The organism is Gluconobacter sp. P1D12_c, from assembly GCF_018812105.1.
Classification (GTDB): domain Bacteria; phylum Pseudomonadota; class Alphaproteobacteria; order Acetobacterales; family Acetobacteraceae; genus Gluconobacter; species Gluconobacter oxydans_A.
In genome coordinates, this window is the sequence record NZ_JACSIQ010000003.1 from 61,993 (window position 1) to 82,184 (window position 20,192).

At 55.8% G+C, this 20,192-nt stretch carries 20 protein-coding genes and 1 tRNA gene; 5 read left to right on the plus strand and 16 right to left on the minus strand.

What is annotated here, in order from left to right:
- Positions 1-548: 548 nt before the first annotated feature.
- The 4 genes from KP705_RS04110 to KP705_RS04125 all read right to left on the minus strand — a co-directional run bounded on the left by KP705_RS04110 (position 549) and on the right by KP705_RS04125 (position 3,876).
- Entirely contained in the window at positions 549-1,334 is a 786-nt protein-coding gene (locus tag KP705_RS04110; protein WP_215764095.1) for an SDR family NAD(P)-dependent oxidoreductase, read from the minus strand.
- Between the two features lie 62 nt (positions 1,335-1,396).
- Positions 1,397-2,632: an MFS transporter gene (locus tag KP705_RS04115; protein WP_046901086.1), complete on the minus strand. Its 1,236-nt coding sequence runs from the start codon at positions 2,630-2,632 to the stop codon at positions 1,397-1,399.
- 24 nt (positions 2,633-2,656) lie between these two features.
- The gene (locus KP705_RS04120) at positions 2,657-3,055 is read right to left on the minus strand and encodes a heme-binding protein (RefSeq protein WP_046901087.1); all 399 of its coding nucleotides are present in this window, start codon (positions 3,053-3,055) and stop codon (positions 2,657-2,659) included.
- A 95-nt stretch (positions 3,056-3,150) separates the two neighbouring features.
- On the minus strand, positions 3,151-3,876 hold the full coding sequence (locus tag KP705_RS04125; RefSeq protein WP_046901088.1) for an IclR family transcriptional regulator: 726 nt from the start codon (positions 3,874-3,876) through the stop codon (positions 3,151-3,153).
- A 234-nt stretch (positions 3,877-4,110) separates the two neighbouring features.
- On the opposite strand from KP705_RS04125, the gene KP705_RS21090 reads away from it, so the two are divergent.
- The gene (locus KP705_RS21090) at positions 4,111-6,336 is read left to right on the plus strand and encodes a Hint domain-containing protein (RefSeq protein WP_308267185.1); all 2,226 of its coding nucleotides are present in this window, start codon (positions 4,111-4,113) and stop codon (positions 6,334-6,336) included.
- 325 nt (positions 6,337-6,661) lie between these two features.
- Here KP705_RS21090 and KP705_RS04135 read toward each other — a convergent pair.
- From KP705_RS04135 to hisB, 8 genes are all read right to left on the minus strand, one after another.
- Positions 6,662-6,737 (minus strand) — tRNA-Glu (locus tag KP705_RS04135).
- A gap of 50 nt (positions 6,738-6,787) precedes the next feature.
- Positions 6,788-7,153, minus strand: coding sequence for a histidine triad nucleotide-binding protein (locus KP705_RS04140; RefSeq protein ID WP_215764096.1), 366 nt, complete (start codon positions 7,151-7,153; stop codon positions 6,788-6,790).
- 11 nt (positions 7,154-7,164) lie between these two features.
- A complete protein-coding gene (locus KP705_RS04145; protein WP_211496724.1) occupies positions 7,165-7,539 on the minus strand; it encodes a phosphoribosyl-ATP diphosphatase in 375 nt (124 codons plus the stop codon).
- Positions 7,540-7,543: 4 nt separating this feature from the next.
- A complete protein-coding gene (gene hisF / locus KP705_RS04150) occupies positions 7,544-8,305 on the minus strand; it encodes an imidazole glycerol phosphate synthase subunit HisF (RefSeq protein ID WP_099213110.1) in 762 nt (253 codons plus the stop codon).
- On the minus strand, positions 8,299-9,645 hold the full coding sequence (hisA, locus tag KP705_RS04155; RefSeq protein ID WP_211513324.1) for a 1-(5-phosphoribosyl)-5-[(5-phosphoribosylamino)methylideneamino]imidazole-4-carboxamide isomerase: 1,347 nt from the start codon (positions 9,643-9,645) through the stop codon (positions 8,299-8,301). The genes hisF and hisA overlap by 7 nt, the downstream gene beginning before the upstream one ends.
- Positions 9,642-10,280: an imidazole glycerol phosphate synthase subunit HisH gene (gene hisH / locus KP705_RS04160; RefSeq protein ID WP_046901093.1), complete on the minus strand. Its 639-nt coding sequence runs from the start codon at positions 10,278-10,280 to the stop codon at positions 9,642-9,644. The genes hisA and hisH overlap by 4 nt, the downstream gene beginning before the upstream one ends.
- Positions 10,265-10,657, minus strand: coding sequence for a hypothetical protein (locus KP705_RS04165; RefSeq protein WP_046901094.1), 393 nt, complete (start codon positions 10,655-10,657; stop codon positions 10,265-10,267). The genes hisH and KP705_RS04165 overlap by 16 nt, the downstream gene beginning before the upstream one ends.
- Positions 10,654-11,250: an imidazoleglycerol-phosphate dehydratase HisB gene (gene hisB, locus KP705_RS04170; protein ID WP_046901095.1), complete on the minus strand. Its 597-nt coding sequence runs from the start codon at positions 11,248-11,250 to the stop codon at positions 10,654-10,656. The genes KP705_RS04165 and hisB overlap by 4 nt, the downstream gene beginning before the upstream one ends.
- Before the next feature lie 175 nt (positions 11,251-11,425).
- Between hisB and KP705_RS04175 the strand changes: the two genes are divergently transcribed.
- From KP705_RS04175 to KP705_RS04185, 3 genes are read left to right on the plus strand one after another with little or no spacing between them, the layout of a single operon-like run.
- Positions 11,426-12,028 (plus strand): nitroreductase, encoded by a 603-nt coding sequence (locus tag KP705_RS04175; protein ID WP_046901096.1) that lies wholly within the window; start codon positions 11,426-11,428, stop codon positions 12,026-12,028.
- Positions 12,029-12,033: 5 nt separating this feature from the next.
- Positions 12,034-13,218, plus strand: a complete 1,185-nt coding sequence (gene ubiM / locus KP705_RS04180) for a 5-demethoxyubiquinol-8 5-hydroxylase UbiM (RefSeq protein WP_215764097.1) — start codon at positions 12,034-12,036, stop codon at positions 13,216-13,218.
- 19 nt (positions 13,219-13,237) lie between these two features.
- Positions 13,238-14,254, plus strand: coding sequence for a zinc-binding alcohol dehydrogenase family protein (locus KP705_RS04185; protein WP_046901098.1), 1,017 nt, complete (start codon positions 13,238-13,240; stop codon positions 14,252-14,254).
- 9 nt (positions 14,255-14,263) lie between these two features.
- On the opposite strand, the gene KP705_RS04190 is transcribed toward KP705_RS04185, so the two are convergent.
- From KP705_RS04190 to KP705_RS04205, 4 genes are all read right to left on the minus strand, one after another.
- Positions 14,264-15,652, minus strand: a complete 1,389-nt coding sequence (locus tag KP705_RS04190; protein WP_046901099.1) for a glycosyltransferase family 2 protein — start codon at positions 15,650-15,652, stop codon at positions 14,264-14,266.
- Positions 15,653-15,669: 17 nt separating this feature from the next.
- Positions 15,670-16,152 carry a hypothetical protein gene (locus KP705_RS04195; protein WP_046901100.1) on the minus strand — a complete coding sequence of 161 codons (483 nt, stop codon included), beginning with the start codon at positions 16,150-16,152 and terminating at the stop codon, positions 15,670-15,672.
- An 86-nt stretch (positions 16,153-16,238) separates the two neighbouring features.
- Positions 16,239-18,614 carry a DUF3772 domain-containing protein gene (locus KP705_RS04200; protein ID WP_080951475.1) on the minus strand — a complete coding sequence of 792 codons (2,376 nt, stop codon included), beginning with the start codon at positions 18,612-18,614 and terminating at the stop codon, positions 16,239-16,241.
- A 185-nt stretch (positions 18,615-18,799) separates the two neighbouring features.
- Entirely contained in the window at positions 18,800-19,873 is a 1,074-nt protein-coding gene (locus KP705_RS04205) for a quinone-dependent dihydroorotate dehydrogenase (protein WP_046901101.1), read from the minus strand.
- Positions 19,874-19,976: 103 nt separating this feature from the next.
- Between KP705_RS04205 and KP705_RS04210 the strand changes: the two genes are divergently transcribed.
- Entirely contained in the window at positions 19,977-20,192 is a 216-nt protein-coding gene (locus KP705_RS04210) for a hypothetical protein (RefSeq protein ID WP_046902018.1), read from the plus strand.

The window sequence follows — 20,192 nt, forward strand, 5'->3', positions numbered from 1 at the left end:
AATTCCCCTGAAACCTTTGTTGTCTGTGCTGAATTCCCTCTTTTCTCGGAAAACAGAACGTGTTGATCCATGCGATCATATCGAGGTTTTCTAGACACGCATAGTAATGTTTGAACTTCAAACTGAAAGATGTGTCCTTTCCGTACCAGCCAAGAAGGTTAACTAGAGCTTTCAAACTAGTCAGAGCACATAAGTTGGTTTCAAGCATTTCTAAAGAAGCAGTTTTTTGAACAAATACGTCTCCAGATTTCGGAAAACGTCAAAAATTTACAAAGGTTTTTCCAATTTCCAGATCAGAGCGCGCGATTTTTTGATAAATGCTGCCTGAGACGATCCTTCTGATGCTGTCATTGTAGCAAGCCCATCTGGAGGATCGAATCTGTCTGTCATTATGTCGTGGAGGTTACGATGCGCATGTGGCTGTCCATCGTATGGAAATATGGCTTTTTTAGTGATCTATAATTTTGGCCAGATGGAGTCCTGCGGACGAGACAGCAGGAACTCCATCAACGGTATCCTCTGAAAATGCTCAGCTACTCTTTTGAAGATTACAAGATCGTCGGGACAATGCTACCTTCGCATCTGATCGCAGCACCATTGGTAACGGCGCCGAATGGGCTGGAAAGCAAGGCGACCTGAGCTGCAATTTCCTCCGGATGGATGAGGCGCTGGAGAAGGGAAAGGGGGCGCATTGTTTTGAAGAACTCAGCTTCCCGCTCTTCTTCTGACGCATCCTTGTTCGTAACGGCCGCCTTGATGAAGGCCGTACTTCCTTCGGATTTTGTTGGGCCTGGAAGAACACAATTGACGGTAACGCCGGTTCCCTTGGTTTCTTCAGCCAGGCCGCGTGATACAGCAAGCTGCGCTGTTTTGGTCATGGCGTAGTGAATGGTGTCTCCCGGTGTTACGACGCCGCATTCGCTGGAGACAAAGATGATGCGTCCCCAGTTCTGCGCAATCATGTTTGGGAAATAGTGCCGGGAAAGCCGGACGCCGCTCATGATATTGACTTCAAAGATATGGCTCCATTCATCGTCCGCGATATCGGCAAAAGCTTTAGGTTCAAAAATGCCAAGGTTGTTGATCAGGATATCAACGGAGGGGACGGCTTCAACCAAAGCTGCAACTCCGGCCTGTGTCCCGGCATCAGCCTGCACGGCACGGACCTGCGTTGGTGTATTCAGTTCTGCTGTGGCTGCATCCAGCTTTGACTGGCTTCGACCGCAAATGACGACATTGACGCCCTCCGCCACGAAACGCTTGGCAATGGCCAGTCCGATCCCGGACGTTGAGCCAGTAACCAGAGCAGTTTTACCTGCAAGGTTTAGATCCATGGTGACCTCGTTATCTATTGTTTTGTTCAATTTGGGAGAGTGCTGAAAAATCCACTGGCTTCTTAATCTATGGAACCACGGACCTCCCTGAGACCGCTACGTTTCAAAGCTACAAGCGCGATAAAATACACTGCCAGACCGCCTGCTGAGAGCAGTGCGCTTCCGATGCCAAGTGAGCCATAGCCAAACTCACGCGCAAGCAGAACACTCCCAAGAGAGGCGCCCAAAGCGTTGGCTATATTGAAAGCTGAATGATTAAGGGACGCAGCGAGTGTTTGCGCGTCTTCCGCAAAGTCCATAAGGCGCGTTTGCAGGGCTGGACCAAGAGCATTCACAAAGGCTGGGATAAAGAAAACATCTGCCATCAGGCCAAGTGGATTGTGCATGACGTAAGGGAACAGAAGCATCACGAAAATGCTGCCTGACAGGGCCAGGATAACGGCAAGATTGATGTTTCGATCAACAATCCATGCGCCAACGTTGGTTCCGGCCAGCATGCCGCATCCCCAGATGACCATGTAAAGCATGACCTCCCATTCGGGCACGTGCGTGACGTTTTGAACTACGCTCGTCAGATACGTGTAGACGGCAAACATTCCCCCGAAGCCGATCGCCGCGGTCAGAAGCGTCAGTAGAACCTGCGTATTTCCGAGGGCTTTAATTTCCCGCAGAGGCGAGTTTTTCCGGTTTGGTACGTCGGCTGGAATATAGCGCAAAACACCCAGGAATGTGACGAAGCCCAGACTTCCAATAATGAGGTAGGCAATACGCCAGCCGAAATGATTGGCAGCAAACGTGGAAAATGGTGCGCCAACCAGGGTTGATATCGCAATGCCGGACAGCACACGTCCAACAGCCCAGCCTCGATGTGAGCGCTCGACCATAGAGGCCGCGACGAGCGCGGATATGCCGAATAATGCGCCATGCGGGAGCCCTGTGATGAAGCGTGCCACTTCAATCAGGCGGGGAGTGGGCATGGTGATGCTCAGGGCATTTCCAAAACAGAACAGTAGCAGGAGGACGAGCATTAGTTCCCGGCGAGAGAGGCGTGCTCCAAGGATGGTGATGAGTGGGGCGCCAACGACGACACCGAGCGCATAGGCTGTAATCGCATGGCCAGCATCTGCGGGTGTGAGGCCGAGAGATGATGCGAACTCGGGCAGCATTCCCATAATGGCGAATTCGCCTGTGCCGACCACGAACGTCCCGAAAGTCAGGAGGAGGAGTGCGGCAGTTCTACCATGAGGAGGCGCAACCAGAGGCGCGCTTCCTTCAGGATGCAGTGTCTCTGAGGGCATGGAGTGATCCAGTGTTGATGGTCTTCAGGATGTCAGGGCGTTTGCCGCAACACGAGCAATAGCAATATCGTCTTCAGAACTGGCCCCAGATACGCCGATGCCTCCAATTAACGTACCGTCAGCGGACTTCAGGACGATCCCGCCCCCGAAGCTTGTCAGGCCGCCATTCGTATTTTCAAGCGAATATGCCTGCCCGTCTGGATGTGCGATTTTGGCGAAGTCGGCGCTGTCCATCTGGAACAGGACGGCAGTTCTTGCCTTTTTCTGACTGACATCAATCGAGCCAAGTGGCGTCCCGTCCATGCGTAAGAAAGCCATAGGCCAGGCTGCCATATCCACGATGGAGATGCAGACTTTTAGGTTGAGCCTTTCGGCTTCCTGGACCGCAGCCTGAAGCATGGTCTGTGCAAAGGACATTTTCATGAGGAGAGAACCTGTATTTCTGAAGAAAAAGTTACTGCTTCAGTCCCCGATGAATAAGGGAACGCTGTCTTTCTTCAAACGGCACGAGTTCAGCATTATTGGATATTTGCGCGTTCCACATGCTTCATCATGATCCATGCCAAGCGGATTAAGCGATGGCGTGGGAAGTTCTGCGCCGGGCCGGCAACAGCTATACTGGCCCGGACTTCGCCGCTTTCTCTCAAGGGAATGGCAACTGCGTTTATGCCTGGATGATAGGCTTCCAGATCAAGCGCATATCCTTTGATCCGGACATTCTCGATCTCTGCCAGTGTCGCATCATTGAGAGCATTGGATCGCGTGGTCAGGACGCGTTGCCCCAGACCCGGAACAAATGCGAGGAACACGAGACCCACAGCTGACCCTTCGAGTTTTTCCCTGCTCATCAGGCGAGAGGCAGCGATATTTGGCTCTTCCAAGTCCACAATGTCGAGATAAGCCGTTTCATCGCCACTTGGGACACCGAGGTAAACAGTTGCGTGGCTTTCCTGCGCAATGATCTCAAGCACGGGACGTATTCTATCTCGAAGAAGGTGATCATCTCCCACAATCCGGGCCAAATTCAGAATGCGGCCACCTAAATGGTAACGCATGTCTCCAGGACGGCGGTGGACATAGCCCAGATATTCAAGGGTTTGCAGAATATTGTGGGCGGTCGTTTTCCCAAGACCGGAAATTGTCGCAAGGTCCTTTAGCCTTGCACCTCCGCCCTGTTGCGCAATGATTTCGAGCAGGGCGGCAGACCGCTCGATAGACTGAATAAGCTTTGGTGATTTTCCCATCAAACGGTTTCACCCTTTAGAACCCCGCACGTAAAGGGCGACAATGAGAAATGCGAGTTTGTTCGTTATCGTTGTCATATCGTATCGGTAAAAGTCTACTGAGACCTCTATGGAAAAGCTGCCTCTCAAGTCCATTATGGGGATGTAGAAGTTGTCTCATCCGGCGGGGCCACGCAGGATCAAACCAACGGTGGGCGGCGGTTTGTTGGCTTCGGTGGCATTGTCCGTAACGGCGTGGTTGGCAGTGCAGGACAGGATTACATTTCGAGCGGTGGCTCCTCTTATCAGGGTGTTATTCAAAGCGGTGGTATCCGGCATGTTTACGTTGGCGGAACAGCCGATAACCCTTTTATCGCTGGCGGTGGAACAGTTGATGCTCAAAGTGGTTCGACCGTACTGGCAGCCTATGCTTTCAGTGGTGGTGTACTGAGCGCAACCTCTGGTGCTGTTATTAGCGGTGCGACGATCAGCACTGGTGCGTCCATTATTGCGGATGCAGCAACTATCCTGACGGGCGCGATTACAAATGCAGCAACCATTTCAGGTGGTATACTCTCGGGATCGGGTACTACAGAAATTGTATCATCTGGTGCGGTTCTTGCGAACCAGACAATCGGTAGCGGCGCATCCGCAACTCTTCAGGCCTATACAAGTGCAGGAAGAAATTTGACCATCAGCGGCGGGACGCTGGATCTATACACAAATAATACAACAAGCACGACTATCGTTGGTACGGGTGGTAATTTTATTCTGGAGGCTAGGGTAACCTTTACTGCCACAAGCGGAAATTACGCTACCAGCGGAAACACTATTACTGTTAATTCGGGAGCTGTTCTGTCTGGCTCACGTATTTCTTCCGGTGGTACAATAAACGTTCAGGGCGGCGCTGTATCCAGCACGGTAGTGGATGGTGGAACGTTGAATGTTTACACGCCTACCAACGGAACAAACTATACAACCTTCACGTCAAACGGCGGTATTGTTAATTTGGAATCCGGATTTAAAGATTCCAGAACCTGGACCGTTTCCAATAACGTTACCTTTAATGTGCTGAGTGGCGCAGCGATCTCTACACCCACAGTTCAGAATGGTGGGACTGTAGCTGTTGCTTCCGGCGGTACGATTGCAGGGCAGGCAGTTGTCTCTTCGGGCGGCACGCTGGTCGTCAACGGTACTGTTGGTAGCAATAGCATCCTGTTGTCTGGTGACGGTGCGCGTCTTGTCATCAGCGGCACTTCCATGCCTACCAATACTATCTCTGGCTGGTCTCCTACGGATACGATCGACCTTGCGTCTATTCCGCAGGTCAGTGTTACCAGTGTTGGTACGACGGCAAGCGGCATCACGTTCTACACCACTGGCGGCACATACTCCCTGAACGTGCCGGGCGCCAGCAGCTACGGCTATACACTGTCGTCTGACAGCAATGGCGGACTGATCTATACGACGTGCTTTGCGGAAGGCACCTCGATTACGACGCCGGACGGTGAGGCAACCGTCGAGACGCTTGTCCCTGGTACGCTGGTCATGACGCCCAAAGGCGCCATGCCCGTCAAATGGCTGGGTTATCGCTCCATCACGGTCGCCGACCAGCGTGTACCAGAAGAAAACTGGCTCGTCCGCATCCGCGAGGGCGCTCTGGCCGATGGCGTTCCGTCCCGTGATCTCCTGGTCACGCAGGAACACTGCATGGTCTTCGAGGGCAAGCTTGTTCCCGCCCGTATGCTGGTTAACGGTGTCTCGATCCTGATTGATCGCACGATCAACAGCTACACCTATTACCATGTGGAGCTGGAGAGCCATGAAGCGGTGTGGGCTGAAAACGCACTGACCGAGAGCTATCTCGATACAGGGAACCGCAGCCAGTTCGACAACCACACAGTGACCGCAATCTTTGGCGGCTCAAAGGCTGGCGGTTCGGAAACACTGCCGTTGGAGACGTCCCGGGCGTTTGTCGAGCCGATCCATGCCGCGATTGCTGCGCGCGCTGCAAGTGCTGCGCCTCAGCCAGAGCTGACGACGGATCCAGATCTGCATCTGGTGACAAACTTTGGGCAGATTATCCGTCCGCTGCGCCAGGCGAACGATCGGGTCACATTCATGATCCCTGCGAATGTAGAAACTGTTCGTCTGGTTTCGCGGACAAGCCGCCCAAGTGACACGATTGGACCGTTCGTGGATGATCGTCGTGACCTGGGTGTTCTTGTCGGGGACGTTTCACTCTTTGCTTCGCGTCAGACAATCAGTCTGACAGCGCATCTTTCCCTGTCTCACCTGTCAGGATGGCATGGGCTGGAATCTTCCAGATACCGCTGGACTGATGGGGATGCAGCCCTGTCGCTGCAGAGCGGGAATATCGTTAGCAGAGAGCCAAGCATTCTCTCCATCCAGGTTGTGTCCGGCGGACCATACCTTGTGGAAGATTACACTGTGCGCTCTGATCTGCGTCAGGTCGGATAACACGCTATTAAATGACGGTGGGGAGGCGATTGCCTCCCCACCATGTCAGATGCCTGCAACGGCGAGCAGGGTTTTAAAAAAGCTCAGTGTAACTGCACTATGTCCAAGTGAAAGGCTGTCTGCCCCTCCTGATATCATTCGTTTTTGTTGCGCGAATGATCGGTGTTTTACTTGGAGAAGTGCTGTTTCGACTGTGTCGAAACGGCTGACAGCAGAAAGTCATATTTTCCTGATTGGCTCAGGGGTAGCTCAGAATCTACCATATGGAAATTTTAGGGGATTGCGTGCATACCACTAAGATTTGCAAAAGCTGCGATAAATTAGATGGTGTCCCATAGGGGATTCGAACCCCTGTTGCCGCCGTGAGAGGGCAGTGTCCTAGGCCTCTAGACGAATGGGACCAGAGCAAGGGCGTTAATAGAAGACGCCCTCTGGGTTTGCAAGTACTATTTTACAATTTTTGCGAAAGCAAAGGACCTAGTACCGCGCCGCCAAAAAGGTGGACGTGGAAGTGAGGAACTTCCTGGCCTGAATTGGCGCCGGAATTGCTGATAAGGCGAAAACCGTCTTTCGTCAGACCCTCCGCTTCAGCCACTTTTGCGACCGCTCTCCAAAAGCCCGTAATTTCATCGGCTGATGCTGTCGCACTGAAGTCCGCAATGGAAACATATGGCCCTTTGGGAATGACCAGAACATGGATAGGTGCCTGCGGGGCGATGTCGTGAAAGGCCAGCGCGTAGTCGTCTTCGTAAACCGTGCGGGACGGGATCTCCTTACGGAGGATGCGCGCAAAGATATTACTGTGGTCGTACGTCATGGCTTTGTCCCTTAACCAAGCTTTTCCTTGGGGCGCGATGCTTTTTCGGCAATCCCACTTGTGCCTTCGCGACGCTTCAGCTCTGCCCAGACGTCTTCCGGGGAGACGCCTGCGTCCACCCACATGACGATGAGGTGATAAAGAACGTCAGCGCTCTCCCCGACCAATTCCTTGCGGTTGCCGTTGACGGCTTCAATCAGGCATTCAACAGCTTCTTCGCCAAATTTCTGGGCGATCTTGTTGCGACCACGGGCCATCAGACGGGCTGAATGGCTCAGCGTCGGGTCTGTGCCGCGACGGGACTGAACGGTCTCGAACAGGCGCTCCAGCACGTGCTCTCTGGCCGGTGTCGTTTTGCGCTCTTCCGGCTTTGCTGCTTTTGCCATTGCCTTATTCTCCAAGTCTGACCGGAAGGCCGGCCTCATTCAGTGCCTGTTTGACGTCCCCAACGCGGAACTGTCCGAAATGGAAGACGCTGGCGGCTAACAGGCCGCTTGCGCCAACCTGCGCGCCTTCAACAAAGTGATGCAATTCGCCAACGCCGCCGGATGCAACAACAGGGATGGTCACTGTACCACAGACCGCTCTGAGCAGATCCAGATCGAAACCGGACTTCGTGCCATCACGGTCCATGCTGGTGAGCAGGATTTCGCCTGCGCCCAGATCCTGCATCTTTTTGGCCCATTCCACCGCATCCAGACCAGTGGGTTCGCGGCCACCTTTGGCATAGACCTCCCAGCCACCACGACCATTCGACCGTGCATCAATCGCCACGACCACGCACTGGCTGCCAAAGCGCTGCGAGGCTTCGCGGATCAGTTCTGGACGCGTGATCGCTGCCGAGTTTACGGCACATTTATCAGCGCCAGCCAGAAGCAGGCGCCGCATGTCCTCACAGGTCCTAACGCCACCACCTACTGTAAGGGGAAGGCAGATGGCTTCAGCCGTGCGGCGGACGACATCCAGAATGGTATCGCGGTTTTCGACGCTTGCGGTGATGTCCAAAAATGTCAGCTCATCAGCACCGGCAGCATCGTAAAGCTTAGCCTGCTCCACCGGATCACCTGCATCACGCAGGGAGACGAAATTCACACCTTTGACGACGCGGCCGTCCTTGACGTCAAGGCAGGGAATGACGCGGAGTTTCAGCATGAACCGAGTACGTCCAAGGCGTCTTTAAGGGAAATACGCCCATCATACAGCGCCCGGCCGACGATGGCGCCGGAAATGCCCGGTACGTCGCGGGCAATAGCGCGCAGGTCCCGAAGATGATCGAGGGTGCCGACGCCACCGCTCGCAATGACGGGAATGGAGAGGCGGCGTGCCATGTCTGCCGTCTGTTCGAGATCAAGTCCGGCCAGCATCCCGTCGCGCGTGATTTCGGTGAAGATGATGGCGGCAACGCCTGCATCTTCCATACGGAGTGCCAGATCGTTGGCTTCAAGTTCCGAAACTTCTGCCCAGCCTTCTGTTGCAACGCGGCCCTGACGGGCGTCAATCCCAGCAACAATCTGGCCCGGGAAGGCGCGGGCAGCCTGTCGGACCAGTTCCGGGTCTTTTACCGCGACGGAACCTAGGATGATGCGAGAAACGCCTGCTTCCAGCCAGCGTTCAATGGCGGCCATATCGCGGATACCGCCACCAAGCTGCACCGGAAGGCCAGTAGCTTTCACAATGGATTCAATAGCTGGCACATTCGTTGATTTGCCAGCGAAAGCACCATTGAGGTCAACGACGTGCAGATGGCGGCAGCCTGCTTCTTCAAACAGCTTGGCCTGTGCCGCGGGGTCGTCGGAATAGTGAGTGGCATCTTCCATCTCGCCGCGGCGAAGCCGGACGCAGGCGCCGTCTTTCAGGTCGATGGCGGGGTAGAGCATCAGGCCCTGATGGCTTTTGGTGGTCTCGGGGGAAACAGGCGCGCCGCCGGCATCCGGTGCAGCAATGCTGGACTGCCAGCGGGCCGCTTCATGTTCACCGGCGAGTAGTTTGGAGAAGAAAAGTCCGCGCACCGTCTGGCCTCCGATCCGTGCATAATAGGGATGGGTGCCCCAGTGCTCAAAACCGAGCGACCGGAACAGCCCGATGGCAGCAGCATGCGTTTCACGCACGTCGCAGTTGATAACTTTGCTACCCATGGCTTTTGCGCCCTGGATCATGGCCTGAATCAAAGCGCGCCCCAGTCCTCGCCCTCGGGCGTAGGGTGCAACAAAGAAGCCTGTCAGATTGACTGTGGCGGCATGGGCTTCATAGCTGGAAGGCGGACGCACAAGCTGTCCCGCACCGCAAATGATGCCGTCTTCGCGCAACACATACAGGCTGCGCTCCTGCACCAGAAGCAGGCCTTCGAAATAACGCTCTAGAGCCTGATTTCCGGGCGGCTGAAGCCAGCCGAAACCGCCGCCATCCAGAATGCCCGCCGTTACCGCTTCGCAGAGCGCTTCCATGTCGTCGGGGGAGAGGGATGAAACGACCCGTTCGCAAACAACGGTCATGACGTCCACCTCAGAAAATTGCCCATGATGGTCAGGCCAACAGTCTGGCTTTTTTCAACGTGAAACTGTGTTCCGCACCGGTTACTGCGCGCAACGATGGCGGGGACCGAATTTCCGTACTGTGCGGTCGCCACGAGTTCGTCCTCATGCCCGTCATGCAGGGCATAGGAATGAACAAAATAGCCGTGCATTCCGGGCTCCAGGCCCTGCGTCAGCAAATGTGCGCCCGGTTTGAAATCAAGCGTGTTCCAGCCCATGTGGGGTAGGCGCAGACCTGCATTGGCGGCTTCATCCATGCGACGGATATTGCCTGAAATCCAGCCCAGCCCCTCGGTACGGCCATGCTCCAGGCCATATTCACTCATGAGCTGCATGCCCACACAGATGCCAAGGAAAGGCGTGCCTTTAGTCGTTGCAGTCTCAAGAGTATTGCGAAGATCCGGCCCAAGGCCTGCAGCACAATCTGCAAACGCCCCCTGACCTGGCAGGATCAGGCGATCGGCATTCAGGATGGCTTCCGCATCGCGCGTAATGGTGACGTCTGCGTCAAGTCCACGCAATGCCGCCGCCTTTTTGGCGGCCTGAGCGGCCGATGCAAGATTGCCACCATTATAGTCAATTACGACGACGCGCATGGGAACTCCGGGGGGCTAACAGATGATGTGTGCCGGTCCGCCCAGCGGATCAGCGCAATGTCCTTGCTTGGGGCAGGGATTGGCAGGCCCATCTGGCGGCCATTGAGGCGCATTTCCCACAGACGGATTTCTGCCGTGAACGTGGCAAGGACCGCATGAATGCCTACGATGATCGCAATGTCCCACCGTGAAGCAATAAAAACATGCAGCAGGATGGACACGGCCGCGGCAAGGAGTCCGGAGATCCAGGCACCATAAGTGAGAAGGCCCAGCCATCCAAAAAACATGACGCGCCAGGAAAAACCGTTTTGCACCATGACAGGCAAACCCAGCGGCCGCGATGAGGCGGGGTCCGTACAGGGCGTGAAAAGCTTCACAGGACGCCTTTGGTGGAGGGAATGGCGCCCGCCGCACGGGGGTCCATCGAGACGGCAACGCGTAGGGCCCGGGCCACGGCCTTGAAGCCGCTTTCTGCAATATGGTGGGCGTTTGTTCCCGCCTTGCATGTCAGGTGCAGCGCGATGTGTGCAGACATGGCAAAAGCACGGAAGAATTCTTCAAAAAGTTCGGTATCCATCGTGCCGATCTTCTCGCGTGGGAAAACCACGTTCCACGCCAGATAGGGGCGGCCGGAAATGTCCACCACGGCTTCGCACAGAGCTTCGTCCAGCGGCACCAGTGCATGACCGAAGCGCTCGATGCCGCGCTTGTCCCCGATCGCCTGACGGAAAGCCTGCCCAAACACGATGCCAACATCTTCGACCGTATGGTGCCCGTCAATGTGCAGATCACCCTTGGCGAGCAATTCCAGATCGAAGCCGCCATGTTTGGCGAGTGCCGTCAGCATATGGTCGAAAAAGCCGATGCCGCTGTCCACGGTTGAGCGTCCCTGCCCATCAAGAGACAGGGCAAGGGTGATATCGGTTTCGCTTGTCGCGCGGTGCAGACGGGCGTGACGGGGTTCGGTCATGGTGGTTCTGCTACACCAGCGGGAGGGTTATTTCCACGCTGTCCCTGAGATAAAGGATGAAAAAGAAGGGTCCTAGAGTGCCGCAGAACGGGAAGACTGTCACCTGTCTTCAAGAGTTTGGGCGAGACTCTGTCGCCCCCTTGGCGGATGAGGCTGATCGCGCCATATCTGAACCATGGCACATCATCACTCCTCCCTCGACTTCCTTCTCTCCCGCGCCTCGACCGATAACCTCGTTGAGCCGACCCCCAAGGGCGAGCAGCTTCGCAATATCCTGTCTGCAGGCTTGCGAGCGCCGGATCATGGCCGGATGCGACCGTGGCGCTACACGGTCATCAAAGGAAAGCATCGGGAGGCCTTTGCCCAGGTGGTGCTGGACGCCATGGAACGGCAGGAACCCGATGCTCCATCTGCTAAGAAGGAAAAGCGACGGGATCGTTTCTCCAACATGCCCATGATTATCGCGCTGGGGATGCATATTGTCCCTGACGGCAAGATCCCGGTCATTGAGCAGGAAATGTCCGTGGCTGCTGGGGCGATGAACGTTCTTAATGCCTTGCACGCCGAAGGCTTTGGCGGAGTTTGGGTTACTGGACCTTTCTGCGAAGACCGGGCGCTTCTCGAATCGCTGGGATTAAAAGATCCGCATCGTCTTGCAGGTTTCCTGTTCGTCGGAACGCCGGAAAAGCCGGTCGAGGGTCGCAAGCGCCCGGACATCGAAAATTATATGGCAGTCTGGAAAGGCGAGCCCATTACATTCGATGCAGACGCAGGCTGAACAGAATGCGGTATGATGTGATTGTTGCGGGTGGCGGCCCGGTTGGTCTGGCTTGTGGCATTTCTCTTGCGCGGGATGGCCGCAGGGTCTGTGTCATTGAGCGTTCGCCAGTATCTGTTCTGGCTGATCCGCCTTTTGACGGGCGAGAAATTGCTCTGACGCATCATGCTGCGAACTGGCTGAAAGATGCAGGAGCCTGGGCTGAGATCCCGGCAACGTCCATCTGCCCCATGCACACGGCGCGCATTGAAACCGGCACGGCTGGCAGTCCGCCGCTTTTGTTTGATGCGCCAGCCGATGGCCCTGACGCACTTGGATATCTTGTTGCCAATCATCTGATACGCCGGGCTCTATATCGTGTGGCAGAGCGGACACCGGGCCTCGAAATCCGCGCCGGGGAAGGGATTGAGACGGCACGACATAACGCGCAGTCCGCCGCTGTAACACTGACAGATGGTACGGAACTGATTGCCGATCTTCTGGTCGGAGCAGATGGACGCTTCTCGCGATTACGCGACAATGCGGGCATCGGTGCAATCATTCATGATTTTGGCCGGAGCATTCTGGTCTGTCGGATGCATCATCCAGAAAGCCACGCTCATACCGCGCTTCAGTGGTTTGACGAGGGGCAGACAATTGCCCTTTTGCCAATTGCTCCCGACGGGCGTGAAGGGGCTTCGTCTTCGCTCGTTCTAACCTTGGAAAACGATGAAATTGCACGACTGAAGACGCTGGACGCCGACGCATTCAACGCCGAGATTACCGAGCGGACACAGGGCCGTATGGGGCCAATGGAGCTGGAGAGCCCGCGGTGTTCCTATCCTTTGAAAGCGGTCTATGCTCATCGCTTTCATGCGCCACGTTTTGCCTTGATCGGGGATGCTGCCGTGGGGATGCACCCTATTACGGCGCATGGCTTCAATCTGGGTCTTAAAGGACAGGAAACGCTCGCGCGTGCCATCGCTGATGGACCTGGAGATGCGGGGGCGCCCATTGTGCTCTCGAAGTTCGCCCGGACGCATCGTCTGGCGACGGCGCCTCTGTTCGCCGCAACCAATGCGATTGCGACGGTCTATACGCGTGACGAGACGCCATTTCTGGCAGCCAGAAAGCTGGGCCTGGCCGTTGCCAACCGTCTTCTTCCCTTCAAATCAGCTGTGACAAGCATGCTGATGGATCGTAATTCCTGATTACCCTGCGGAGCCCGTCATGAAAGCCTTCGGACACACCCGTGCGACCCGCATCGAAGAAACAGATGCGCTCGTGGAATTGAATATCCCGACCCCTGAGCCGGGCCCGCGGGATGTTGTTGTCGAAGTTTCGGCTGTTTCCGTGAACCCGGTTGATACAAAGCTCCGGTCTGTCGCTCCTCCAGAAGGAGAGGCGCGCGTTCTGGGTTACGATGCCGTAGGCCGGGTTGTGGCAACGGGTGGCCAGGTTCGCGGGTTTCGTGCGGGTGATCGTGTGTTTTACGCAGGCAGCAATCTGAGGCAGGGCAGTAATGCCCGCTTTCAGGCGGTCGATGAGCGCCTTGTCGCATGTGCTCCGGAAAGCCTGACGGATGTCGAAGCTGCGGCTCTGCCTCTGACTGCTTTGACGGCCTGGGAGCTGCTATTCGACCGGCTGGGTCTCACGGCTGGGCAAATGGAAAGCCCGGATGCGCTTCTGATTGTTGGCGGGGCTGGAGGCGTTGGGTCCATTCTCACGCAGATCGCACGTCGCCTGACGGGCCTGAAGGTCATTGCAACTGCATCCCGGCCTGAGACCGTGGAATGGTGCAAATCCATGGGCGCACATCATGTCATTGATCATCGTCGACCGCTTGATCAGGAACTCGCCCGGATTGGCCTGCCGCATGTGCAATATGTGGCTGGTTTGACGGCAACCGGGCAGCACAAGGATGCGATTGTTCGCGCGTTGGCCCCGCAGGGTGCGCTGGCGATGATCGATGATCCGGGCGAATTTGATATTATGCCCTTCAAGCGGAAATCACTGTCCGTTCATTGGGAATACATGTTTGCGCGCCCAGCTTTCAATACGCCGGACATGGCTGTGCAAGGGCGTATTCTCGGGCAGATTGCATCGCTGGTTGATGCTGGGTTGCTTCGGACAACTCTGCATCAGACGCTGGGCCCGATCACGCTGGAAAACCTACGCCTTGCGCATGAAATTCTGGAGAGTGGCAAGGGAATTGGGAAAGTCGTGCTTTCCGGCTTTCCGGACTGAAACCTGCTGTCAGGCTGGAAGTTTGGCTTCCAGCATCTCGTGCTCTGCATCCTCTAGAAAGTCCATCAGGAGGGGGAGAACGGAGACGGTCAGGCGCAAATCTTTCTTGGCCAGAGCGCCGATGGTTGCGAGAGAAACAGGCTGAGACAATGCGGCTCGTGCGAAGCTCAGCGTCGGTCCGTTCAAAATGTCGTCTGATGCAGCTTTATTTTCAAACGGCCGCAACTGAAAGATTTCGGTGTCTTTGAAAGTCTGACTGTCTGACGGAACGCTTCCCTCTAGCCTCTCAGAGTTTACGCTTAGGAAAAAATTGTTGCCTGTCTGGCGTAACGCCACAGATTGGTGCTCGGTTGTGGAAATCGCATCGTAAGATAAAAAATCGAGCAGGTGTGGATTACCATCAGGGTCGATTGATGTTGGGTTGCCATCTGTTCCGATAGTGGTGAGAAAAACTCTGGAAGTAGCTTCGCCGATCCTGATTGCAAGAAGCGGACGGTCTATCGGCGATTTGTCCGCCACTTCCAGTTTCGTGTCTCTGACGCAGATACAATTTCCTTCATGAGACCAGACTGAAAACACATGCAGTGTCGGTACCGACGGCGGAAGAGGTGTCAGTTGGTTTGAACTGGGCAGAGCATCAAGAACACGCGCATATCCTTGTCGTATGACGCGGCGTACCCAATCTTGCATCGCATTAGTTTTATCTCGGGTGCTCGGACCGTATATGTCACCGCGATTGGCTTCCACGATGCCATGTGAATCAGGTCGAACGTTGTTGTCGCTCTGTGAACGATCCTTCGTAAGCTCTGACGTATCTGAGGACACTATATCCTGAGTTACGGCATTGACGTAACGATATGGTGCAACATCAAAATAATCCCCATTGGACCATTGTCCGTTCCAGCACATGGGGCGGACAAAAGACTTGGCAGGACCGTTTATGCTGTTCTCAGCTTTATGGTGTGTGCCGGTGTGGAAGGCGGCCACGTGGGGCTTCATAACATGGCCTGAGTAAACGGAATTGCGCCAATTGACTCCGATCGCGCCAACATCGCCACCCATCTCATTCAGGAATTGATGGAGAGTGTTGTTGGTTGGGAGCAAGGCGTACTCGCCAACATCCAGAAAGCCGATCCAGTCGAATTCGTCTCTGAGATGTTCAAGAGCTTCTGCATGGATTTTCCGCTGTCTCTCCGTATGAGATCCGCCGGCACTCTCGATGCGATAAAGGCGGATATCGTGCACACAGGCCGCATCGGCAATAATACGATCCGTGCCGTCTTTTGAACCATCATCAAATACAATGATGGTATCCACGCCAAGACTGACATACCAGCCGAGCCACCAGAGGATATCAGAGACCTCATCGCGGACGATGGCAACAACGGCAACTTTCATACGGGGCTAATTTCGACTCAGTTGAAATGGGTACGCAGGAGCGGTGTGGGTGAAATGCACAGAAGGATAAAGCCAAAAATGGCCATGACCTTCAGGATGAAGAACACCATATGCTGGCACACTTCCCCATTCGTGGCCATCATCATGAAGGGGTCCGGTGGGGGTAGAGTAGCCTTTGGATCTGTCTGCAAGCGCTCAAGGCTGGAATTACGCTGATTGGCGTATTCTGCTCTGCGGCGAGCCATCTCAGTGCTGGAAATATCAGCTTTGCCGTAGAGGTGAACGAGATAGTTTTCGAGGTCTTCCCGCCGGTACGCGGGCTTCCCATTCGGCATATGACCGCGCTCTGGGCCTGTTCCGAGCATGGCAAGAAGTTTCAAACGGCGCAGAGACAATCCCAGATAAGCAGCAGCTTCGTTGACGGCGAGCATACGTGCCCGAATGGGCAAATGGAAAAGCTGCCCTGAACTGTTCTGTTCGGAAATATGTGATGGCGGCATGGTCTGTGTCCCTGCGGTTCAGACACTCATCACCTTAAAAGACGCCCCGTAGAAAAGCGAGGTTTTCCACGGGGCGTTCGGAAATATCAGGCAGTTGTGAGCGTGACATTTTCTGCATTGAAGCGGCGGAAAACATCGAAAAGGATTGCATCCTGTATGGCTGAGGCGTCCCGGGCAGACAGGATCCTGACGGTCAGGCTCATGGTGAGGCTAAAGCTTGCGAGCGCACTGATCCGGACCACAGGTGCGGGATTGGACAGAATTTCAGAGCGCTGGGCAGCCACTTCGATGAGCAGGGATTTGGCTTTTTCCAGATCGGTCGTAGTTGGCACCTTGAAGTTCAGTGTCAGAGCGCTTGTTGAACCGGACAGGGTACAGTTCTTGACGCTGGACGTGATGAACTGCGAGTTCGGAACAATCAGCGTTGAACCGTCGCCAAGGCCAATATCCGTAGCCCGGATGCTGATGCGCTTAACGTCACCCTTGGCGCCCGCAATTTCCACCATATCCCCGACCCGGACTGGTCGTTCTGCCATCAGGATCATGCCGGAGACGAAGTTCTGTACAATGGACTGAAGGCCGAAACCGATACCCACCGACAGCGCACTCACCACCCAGGTGAGGTTCTGAACAGACAGTCCAGCAATGGACAGAATGCCAAGGCCAACCAGGATCCACGAGCAGTATGTGAAAATGCTCAGGATGGATGTCCGGGCACCGATATCAAGTTGCGTGGTGGGCAGGAAACGATCTCTGATCCAGTGTTTTGTCTGGCGAATGATGTAGTAAGCGACGCTTACCAGCACGACACAGAGAACGACCGTATCAAGCGAGATCTTTACGCCATGGATGGTATTGCCGACGAACAGCAGGCGTAGGCGGCTGCCGATATCGCCCATGCTGAAGCTTCCGTCGGTCTGGGCGATCGAGAAGAGCAGCAGCAGCAGCAGGATGTTCCCAATGCCTGACAGCAGAACACCGATCTGCGTGAGGCGACGCGAGGACAGTCCGAGCGGGTGCAGACGTGCACTAAAGCGGCCTTCTGGATCAAAAAGATGATCCAGAATGCTACGCCAGCACAGTCCCAGAAGAACAACGACGGCCAGACCCGTTCCCAATGACAGGAGCCAGCCGTTCAGGGAGAATGCAAAGGAGACATATCCCAGCAGTACGGCGATGAGCGAGATGCCGAAAATCAGGGAAGACAGTCCCAGCGCGGTGGGTGCGAACTGGCGTGTATCGTCCTGCTTGCCCAACCGGCGGAAGGTGTCGATTGCACAGATGCCGATCGCCAGAGAGAACGCCATTTCCAGGACGGTCTGAAGCGTGGGGCCGAAGACATCCTGAGCGCGGAAAGAGCGAAGAAGATTCAGGACCAGAATGCTGAGTGCCAGCATCCAGTCCACACCACGGAGGGCACGGCGTTCGTTGGGGTTGCCCTCCAGAACACCTTTTCGTCCAAAAACCGGAAGTCCGGCCCCGATGATAAAGCCACAGATTGGAAGGCTCTCGCCCAATACGGCGGCGATGGGGCCGCCATCTGCGTCCAGAACGGCGGCGCTCCAGATCAGCCAGGTCATTCCTCCCAGAAGGGCACATAGAATACCATTAAGCGTGATGGCGATGATGCTGCTTGCCAGTGCATCCTTCACACCGGTTTCTGCGGATGAGCGGAATTTCGCCCCCGCACGCTTTAACAGGCGCAGAATAACAGGAGACGCAATCCCGATCAGGAACAATGTTCCCGCCGTGCCGATCAGGAGCATCATCCATGCTGACAGTACGCCGTCTTCATGGAGCGACGACTTGTTTTCCGGGCGTTCTGTCAGGAGGGCATGCCAGAATTTGGGCGCCAGCGGAGATACTGTCCGTTCAGACAGAGCAGCATTTTGCAGACGTGTCCGGCGCGTGGCGATGGCGGAATTGAGCTGCTTGGCCTGAAGATTGTAAAGCTTGGACCGCATCAGGGCGGACTTCACACCCTGAGAGTTCTGCTGCAATCGCGCACGCTGTTCCGTGACGGACGGGTCTTCGTTCTCTGCGGCCTTGGGCCCAAGAATTTGAAGATAGGAGTCTGTGATGTCGTCGTAATTCTGGATCTGCGTCAGTGCGTCCTGCGTATTCTGCTGCACACGCTGAGCACGCGCAGACAGATTGTCCAACTCGGTACTGCCAAGATTGGCATCTGTCCGGTTAAGAACATTGAGGATCTGTTTCAGCGTTGCTGAGCTGTCTTCAAGCTGTCGGTTGATCGTATCCGATACGGCCGTCCAGCCCAGACCGCCGTTCTTGTCCACAACGGCTTTCTGGGTTGTTGTTGGTGCTGCCTGTGGAGCCGCAGCGGGGGCGGTATGGCCGGTGATCGGTACGCCACACAAGAGCGTCAGGGCAAGGAAAGCGCTTCTGCACGTGAAGCGGGTTCGCCGGCGGGTTTCCGGCCCTGTGAGGTGGGGCTCTTGCATGTGGGGCTTTGACTCCTAGTTTTGATGTTGGGTTTTAACGATCCGAAGAGCCACAAGGTTCAGGAAAGCCTTGGAGAGGCGACGATCGGTGTCTTTTTCGGTTGGCGAGCAAAAGAAAGCGCCTCTGCCGGACTGGGCAAAGGCGCTGGTATTGATGGCTCTAATTTTGAAACGAGACGCAGGCTTCAGACGGAAAGAGCGGTCCCGTGTGCGTCGGCAATGGTTTCGAGCCCCTCCCGACGCATGGCATCCAGAAGTTCCGTCTTAAGGCGGCTGAGAAGAGCGGGACCTTGGAGCACGAAAGACGTGTAGATCTGGACCATGTCTGCCCCCATGCGAATACGGTCCAGCACGTCTTCTCCTGTTTCGATACCACCGCAGGAAATGAGCGCGATGCGGCCCTTGTTCAGGTTTGAGACAACCTTGAGAACTTCACGCGACCGGGATGCCAGAGGTCTGCCCGACAGGCCACCGGTCTCGGCTGCCAAGGGGCTCGTTAAACTTGCTGGGCGTGCGATTGTCGTGTTGGTCAGGATTAGTCCTTGTGCCCCGCCCGCAATGGCAGCCTCAAGAATGGGCTCGTAGGAGCTGTCGTCCATGTCCGGGGCCAGCTTGACCAGTAGAGGCAGGCGATCCGGGTTGCGCGTGTTGATGGCACTCAGCAGGTCTGTCAGCATCTGGGCGGACTGAAGGTCCCGCAGGCCGGGCGTGTTGGGTGAGGACAGGTTCATCGTCACGTAGTCCACATAGGGACTGACGCGGGAGACGAGTTCCGGATAATCCCGCAGAGGCTCTGCGCCGATCTTGTTAATGCCAATGTTCGCGCCCAGAGGTACTGTCGCACCGCGTGTGCGGCCATTAGGCATCGGGCGATGCAGGCGTGCGAGATTGCGGCAGAACCGGTCAATTCCGCAGCCATTGAACCCCATGCGATTGATGATTGCGCCGTCTTCCGGCAGGCGGAACAGGCGCGGTTGGGGATTCCCGGGCTGCGGTCGTGGTGTCACGGTGCCCGCTTCCACATGGCCGAATCCGAGTTTGGCCAAGGGGCGAACGGCGCGCGCATTTTTGTCGAAACCCGCAGCCAGACCAATTGGGTTCGGAAAGCGGAGTCCGAAAGCGCGGGTGGCAAGTGCCGGTACGTCTTTCGGAGCAGACCCTCCCAGCCCAAGGGCCATGGAGTTTATGGCAAGCTCGTGCGCCGTCTCCGGATCGAAGCGATGCAGGAGGGGCGTGGCCAGTTTTCCAAGATCAATCATGAGTCTTTCCCTTACCGCAAACCTAAGCAGCGTGCACGTGGTGGGGCAGAACGTGATGGGAGAGGGGTTGGCGGGAGCATGGGGACGCGATAGACGCGAAACAATGTGGGAAGAACCCTATCTAGAAACATGTTGCCGCTCGACCCTGCACCGACTTCTGCTTTGCGGCGATGCAGGGCGGCCGACAGGTCTGCGTGATCAGCCCTGCCTTGAGCGTCTGGAGCGCATGGATTTCGTTCGCCTGCGCGAAGACGGTCGTTTTGTGATCACGGATGCCGGCATGACCCGGCATCGGCTGGAAATTGGTCCGACTGGCTGA

What these genes read in the sequence shown, in the direction of transcription:
- hisH (WP_046901093.1), bottom strand. Translation starts at nt 10,280, where the DNA reads ATGCGCGTCGTCGTAATTGACTATAATGGTGGCAATCTTGCATCGGCC.
- KP705_RS04125 (WP_046901088.1), bottom strand. Translation starts at nt 3,876, where the DNA reads ATGGGAAAATCACCAAAGCTTATTCAGTCTATCGAGCGGTCTGCCGCC.
- KP705_RS04195 (WP_046901100.1), bottom strand. Translation starts at nt 16,152, where the DNA reads ATGCCGCCATCACATATTTCCGAACAGAACAGTTCAGGGCAGCTTTTC.
- KP705_RS04200 (WP_080951475.1), bottom strand. Translation starts at nt 18,614, where the DNA reads ATGCAAGAGCCCCACCTCACAGGGCCGGAAACCCGCCGGCGAACCCGC.
- hisA (WP_211513324.1), bottom strand. Translation starts at nt 9,645, where the DNA reads ATGACCGTTGTTTGCGAACGGGTCGTTTCATCCCTCTCCCCCGACGAC.
- KP705_RS04140 (WP_215764096.1), bottom strand. Translation starts at nt 7,153, where the DNA reads ATGACGTACGACCACAGTAATATCTTTGCGCGCATCCTCCGTAAGGAG.
- KP705_RS04210 (WP_046902018.1), top strand. Translation starts at nt 19,977, where the DNA reads ATGTGGGAAGAACCCTATCTAGAAACATGTTGCCGCTCGACCCTGCAC.
- hisF (WP_099213110.1), bottom strand. Translation starts at nt 8,305, where the DNA reads ATGCTGAAACTCCGCGTCATTCCCTGCCTTGACGTCAAGGACGGCCGC.
- KP705_RS04190 (WP_046901099.1), bottom strand. Translation starts at nt 15,652, where the DNA reads ATGAAAGTTGCCGTTGTTGCCATCGTCCGCGATGAGGTCTCTGATATC.
- KP705_RS04110 (WP_215764095.1), bottom strand. Translation starts at nt 1,334, where the DNA reads ATGGATCTAAACCTTGCAGGTAAAACTGCTCTGGTTACTGGCTCAACG.
- hisB (WP_046901095.1), bottom strand. Translation starts at nt 11,250, where the DNA reads ATGACCGAACCCCGTCACGCCCGTCTGCACCGCGCGACAAGCGAAACC.
- KP705_RS04175 (WP_046901096.1), top strand. Translation starts at nt 11,426, where the DNA reads ATGGCACATCATCACTCCTCCCTCGACTTCCTTCTCTCCCGCGCCTCG.
- KP705_RS04205 (WP_046901101.1), bottom strand. Translation starts at nt 19,873, where the DNA reads ATGATTGATCTTGGAAAACTGGCCACGCCCCTCCTGCATCGCTTCGAT.
- KP705_RS04185 (WP_046901098.1), top strand. Translation starts at nt 13,238, where the DNA reads ATGAAAGCCTTCGGACACACCCGTGCGACCCGCATCGAAGAAACAGAT.
- ubiM (WP_215764097.1), top strand. Translation starts at nt 12,034, where the DNA reads ATGCGGTATGATGTGATTGTTGCGGGTGGCGGCCCGGTTGGTCTGGCT.
- KP705_RS04120 (WP_046901087.1), bottom strand. Translation starts at nt 3,055, where the DNA reads ATGAAAATGTCCTTTGCACAGACCATGCTTCAGGCTGCGGTCCAGGAA.
- KP705_RS04115 (WP_046901086.1), bottom strand. Translation starts at nt 2,632, where the DNA reads ATGCCCTCAGAGACACTGCATCCTGAAGGAAGCGCGCCTCTGGTTGCG.
- KP705_RS04145 (WP_211496724.1), bottom strand. Translation starts at nt 7,539, where the DNA reads ATGGCAAAAGCAGCAAAGCCGGAAGAGCGCAAAACGACACCGGCCAGA.